Source organism: uncultured Tessaracoccus sp. (assembly GCF_947286155.1).
Lineage (GTDB): Bacteria > Actinomycetota > Actinomycetes > Propionibacteriales > Propionibacteriaceae > Arachnia.
Genome location: NZ_CAMYPD010000083.1, coordinates 1 through 4,710 on the forward strand (window position 1 = coordinate 1; position 4,710 = coordinate 4,710).

The following is a 4,710-nucleotide window of genomic DNA, read 5'->3' on the forward strand; positions in this document are numbered from 1 at the left end:
GTTCCTGCCAGAACGCTCCGTGGACGCCCCAGAATCCGAGGGTGACGACGGGTAAACTCTCCTGGCGTGCTTCGAGTAGTAGATCTGCGAGACAACCGAGACGGATACCGCGCGCTGTTGCCGCGCGCAGAGTTCAACGTTGAGCAAGCGGTGGGGCAAGTGCAGCCCATCATCGCCGACGTTGCCTCGCGCGGGGAAGCGGCGCTGCGCGAATACTCGGAGCGATTCGACCATGTGGTTCCCGAGCATCTCCGCGTGCCGGCCGAGCACCTCAAGCAGGCTGAACAGAAATTGGATCCGAAGCTCCGAGCGAGCTTTGAGACGGCGATTATCAGGCGTCGAACGGTGGCGGAGCGTCTCGAACGCTTCCAGGATGCGGAACCCGTCGAGTTGGCACCTGGCGCGCGGGTTGGGCTGCGCAGCGTCCCCATGCAACGGGTCGGTCTGTACGTACCAGGCGGTCTCGCACCGCTGGCTTCCAGCGTCATCATGAACGTCGTGCCCGCGCAGGTGGCAGGTGTGGGCGCGATCGCCGTCGCATCGCCGCCGCAGACGGAGTTCGGAGGGCTGCCGCACCCCAACGTGCTCGCGTTGTGCTCGATGCTCGGCGTCGACGAGGTGTATGCCGTGGGTGGCGCGCAGGCCATCGCGATGTTCGCGCACGGGGTCGAAGGCTTGTGCGAACCGGTGAACCTCATCTCCGGGCCAGGCAACATTTTCGTGGTTGCGGCCAAGCGCGCCGTGCGTGGACTCGTCGGCATCGACTCGGAGGCGGGGCCCACCGAGATCGCCATCGTGGCCGACGACACGGCGAAACCAGCCTTCGTCGCGGCCGATCTCATTTCTCAGGCCGAACACGATCCCATGGCGGCATCTGTGCTGATCACGCCGTCGCAGACGCTGGCCGACGCGGTTGGCGTCGAGGTGGAGCGCCAGGTGCAGGGCCAGCTGCACGCCGAGCGCATCCAGACCTCCTTGGGCGGCCCGCAGTCTGCCATCGTGCTGGTGCGCGACCTCGAGCAGGCCGTGGCGGTGGCCGACGACTACGCCGCCGAGCACCTCGAAATTCACACCGCCGACGCAGAGACGCTCGCGCAGCGCATCCAGAACGCGGGCGCCATCTTCGTCGGCGACTATTCGCCGGTATCGCTGGGCGATTACTCCGCCGGATCAACGCACGTGCTGCCCACCGCCGGCTGCGCGTGCCATTCGTCGGGGCTTACCGTGCGTAGCTTCATGAAGTCCATGCACGTCATCCACTATTCGCACGAGGGGCTCGCCGAGATTGCTGAGGGCGTCGAACAGTTCGCCCTTGCTGAAGAGCTACCGGGGCATGCCGCGGCCATCACCGTTCGGAGGCACGCATGAACCTGCCGCTTCGAGCCGACCTGGTTGGCGCGGAACCGTACGGCGCTCCCATCCTGGACGTTCCCGTCGTGCTCAACGTGAATGAGAACCCCTACGGGCTCACGCCCGAGATCGCCGACGAGATGGGCGAAGCGGTGCGGGAGTCCGCACTGAGCCTCAACCGGTACCCGGATCGCGACGCCCTGGCACTGCGCACTGAGCTCGCCAACTATCTCGGTGAAGGGCTCACTGCTGAGCGGGTCTGGGCGGCGAACGGGTCCAACGAAATCATGCAGCAGCTGTGCACCGCGTTCGGTGGCCCCGAGCGCACGGTGCTTACCTTCACGCCCACGTACTCGATGTATCCCGAGTACGCGCGCAACACCCTCACCCGCTACGTCACCGAGCCTCGCCTGGGCGACTTCACCGTCGACACCGAACTGGTACTCAATGCCGCGGTCAATCATCAAGCGACGATGGTCCTCCTCGCCCGTCCCAACAATCCCACGGGCACGGGCATTCCTCTCGAGGTCATCGACGAGGTGTGCGCCGGCACCGACGCGCTCGTCGTGATCGATGAGGCCTACCAGGAGTTCTCGACGGAACCCTCGGCCGTGGGTTTGCTCGACGCGCACCCCAACCTCATCGTCTCGCGCACGATGAGTAAGGCATTCGCCTTGGCCGGGGGCCGCGTCGGATACCTCGCCGCGTCGCGGGAGATCGTCGATGCGTGCCGCGTCGTGCGACTGCCGTATCACCTCAGCGCTCAGACGCAGGCCGTCGCACGCGTTGCGCTCCGCCACGCCGACGTGCTGCTGGCCAAGGTGCGCGAACTCGCGGCATCAGCCCGAGACTTCGAGCAGTGGGCCCGGGGGAGGGGCTACAGCGTCGTCGACTCGGTGGCGAACTTCACGCTGTTCGGACGCTTCGCTGATCGCCACGCCGTCTGGCAAGGGTTGCTCGAACGGGGTGTGCTCATTCGTGAGGCTGGACCCGACGGGTACCTGCGAGCATCTGCTGGAACGCCGGAAGAAATGGAATCGCTGCGCCGGGCGCTCGACGATTTGAACCCCGAAAAGGAATGACCATGGCACGCACAAGCACCCAATCGCGCACGACGAGTGAATCGCGCATCACCGTCACCGTCAACCTCGACGGCACTGGCGTCGCGAACATCTCAACCGGCGTTGGCTTCTACGACCACATGCTGACCACCCTCGCGAAGCACTCACTCATCGACCTGACCGTCGAAGCGGAGGGCGACCTTCACATCGACGCGCACCACACCGTCGAAGACACAGCCATCGTGCTCGGCAAATGCGTGGCCGAGGCGCTGGGCGACAAGTCTGGCATCCGACGCTTCGGGCACGCGGTGGTTCCGCTCGACGAGGCCGTCGCAGACTGCGTCGTCGACGTCGCCGGCCGCCCGTACGTGGTGTGCCAGGGCGAACCCGACGGCCAGATCTACGCCCGCATCGGCGGCTCCGGGGTGGCATACCCAGGCTCCATGACGCAGCACGTCTTTGAATCGTTCGCGCTGAACGCCGGGCTGTGTCTCCACATGACGCTGCGTTCCGGACGCGACCCCCACCACATCGTCGAGGCTCAGTTCAAGGCATTGGCGAGGGCGCTCCGAGAAGCCGTCGAAGTCGACCCCCGTTCACCAGGTATTCCCAGCACGAAGGGGGCGCTATGATCAAGAAAGTTGGCATTCTCGACTACGGCACCGGCAACCTCCATTCCGCAGCGAAGGCATTCGAACATGCCGGGGCCGACGTCGTCGTCACCGAGCGACTAGAAGAACTGGGGCGCTGCGAAGCGCTCGTCGTGCCTGGTGTGGGTGCATTCGCTGAGTGCGCAAATCGTCTCGCGGAAGTCGGTGGCTTCGACTACGTACGGGGCTGGGTGCAAAAGGAGCGCCCACTGTTTGGCATTTGCGTCGGCCACCAGGTGCTCTTCTCGTCGGGCCTCGAACACGGTGTGCCCACCGACGGCATCGGCATCTACACCGGTGTGGTGAGCAAAATGCCCGCCACACCGCTGCCGCACATGGGCTGGAACACCGTTGCTGCTGGGCCGAGCTCCAAGCTGTTCGCAGGAATCCGCGACGAGCGGTTCTACTTCGTGCACTCCTACGCGGTACAGCAGGCAGTGCGCGGCGCGGTGTACTCCAGCTACGGCGACGTGCGTTTCGTCGCCGCAGTGGAACAAGGAGCGGTGTGCTCCACTCAGTTCCACCCAGAAAAGTCCGGTGAGGCCGGGCTGCAACTGCTCAAGAACTGGCTCGCCGCATACTAATGCGCGAGCACACAGCAGGGCTGTCAAAGGTTGCACTTACGCAACCCACGTCCTGTTTCCCCCGCATTGAGAAATCCGCAGATCGGCTAGAGTTGGGCGACGTGGACACGCTTGATTTATTGCCCGCTGTCGATGTGCAGGGTGGCCAGGCCGTGCAGCTCGTCCAGGGCGTAGCAGGAACCGAAAAGACTTTTGGCGATCCCCTCGCTGCTGCTCAGCGCTGGGCGGATGCCGGATCGCGCTGGATCCATCTCGTTGATCTTGACGCCGCGTTCGGTCGCGGCTCAAACGCCGCGCTGCTCGCCGACATCATCGCTCAGATCGACTGCCAGGTGGAGCTCTCCGGCGGCATCCGCGACGACGCCAGCCTCGAACGTGCACTCGCCACTGGCTGTAAACGCGTGAACGTCGGCACCGCCGCGCTCGAGAATCCCGAATGGTGTGAGGAGATCATCGCTGCCCACGGCGACGCTGTGGCGATCGGACTCGACGTGCGTGGTGAGCAGCTCGCGGCGCGCGGATGGACTCGCGAAGGCGGTCGATGGGTGGACACCGTCGACAGGCTCGCTGCGGCTGGATGCGAGCGATTCGTCGTCACAGACGTCGAAGCCGACGGCATGCTCACCGGCCCTAACTTCGATCTGCTCGCGGCCGTGGCAGAGCGCTCGGGCAAGAAGGTCGTCGCTTCCGGCGGCATCGCCACACTCGACCACCTCCGACGGCTGCGCGAGCTCGTCGGGACCGGCATCGAGGGAGCCATCGTCGGTACTGCGCTCTACGTCGGGCGATTCACGATTGACGAGGCGCTCGCCGTCGCCGAAGGAGATGCGCATGCGTAACCCTGCTGCCTCATTTGGTGTGGCTGAACGCGGCCACGTCCCCCCGCTGCTCGACGGGCGGCTGAAAGACCTACTGGCAGGCAAGAAGATTGCCATGACGGGCGTCACCGGGTTCATCGGTGAGCAGATGCTGTGGGCGTTCCTCAACGATTGCCCGCAAACGCGCACCGCGGTATTGGCTGTCTCTTATACACATCTCCGAGCCCACGAGACGTAGAGGAATCTC

5 protein-coding genes are annotated in these 4,710 nt (G+C 65.0%); all 5 read left to right on the forward strand.

Annotated elements, in window-relative coordinates; translation table 11 throughout:
• The first annotated feature begins 66 nt into the window (after window positions 1-66).
• Window positions 67-1,368 carry a histidinol dehydrogenase gene (hisD, locus tag Q0X68_RS12930; RefSeq protein ID WP_297752599.1) on the forward strand — a complete coding sequence of 434 codons (1,302 nt, stop codon included), beginning with the start codon at window positions 67-69 and terminating at the stop codon, window positions 1,366-1,368.
• Window positions 1,365-2,432, forward strand: a complete 1,068-nt coding sequence (locus Q0X68_RS12935) for a histidinol-phosphate transaminase (protein ID WP_297752602.1) — start codon at window positions 1,365-1,367, stop codon at window positions 2,430-2,432. Before hisD ends, Q0X68_RS12935 begins: the two co-directional genes overlap by 4 nt.
• Window positions 2,433-2,434: 2 nt before the next feature.
• Window positions 2,435-3,043 carry an imidazoleglycerol-phosphate dehydratase HisB gene (gene hisB / locus Q0X68_RS12940; RefSeq protein ID WP_297752605.1) on the forward strand — a complete coding sequence of 203 codons (609 nt, stop codon included), beginning with the start codon at window positions 2,435-2,437 and terminating at the stop codon, window positions 3,041-3,043.
• Window positions 3,040-3,645 carry an imidazole glycerol phosphate synthase subunit HisH gene (hisH, locus tag Q0X68_RS12945; RefSeq protein ID WP_297752608.1) on the forward strand — a complete coding sequence of 202 codons (606 nt, stop codon included), beginning with the start codon at window positions 3,040-3,042 and terminating at the stop codon, window positions 3,643-3,645. Before hisB ends, hisH begins: the two co-directional genes overlap by 4 nt.
• Window positions 3,646-3,746: 101 nt before the next feature.
• Window positions 3,747-4,484, forward strand: coding sequence for a bifunctional 1-(5-phosphoribosyl)-5-((5-phosphoribosylamino)methylideneamino)imidazole-4-carboxamide isomerase/phosphoribosylanthranilate isomerase PriA (priA, locus tag Q0X68_RS12950; protein WP_297752610.1), 738 nt, complete (start codon window positions 3,747-3,749; stop codon window positions 4,482-4,484).
• Window positions 4,485-4,710 lie beyond the last annotated feature (226 nt).

Bases quoted from the DNA above. Each gene is read 5' to 3' on its own strand.
- hisB (WP_297752605.1), top strand. From the start codon at position 2,435: ATGGCACGCACAAGCACCCAATCGCGCACGACGAGTGAATCGCGCATC.
- Q0X68_RS12935 (WP_297752602.1), top strand. From the start codon at position 1,365: ATGAACCTGCCGCTTCGAGCCGACCTGGTTGGCGCGGAACCGTACGGC.
- hisH (WP_297752608.1), top strand. From the start codon at position 3,040: ATGATCAAGAAAGTTGGCATTCTCGACTACGGCACCGGCAACCTCCAT.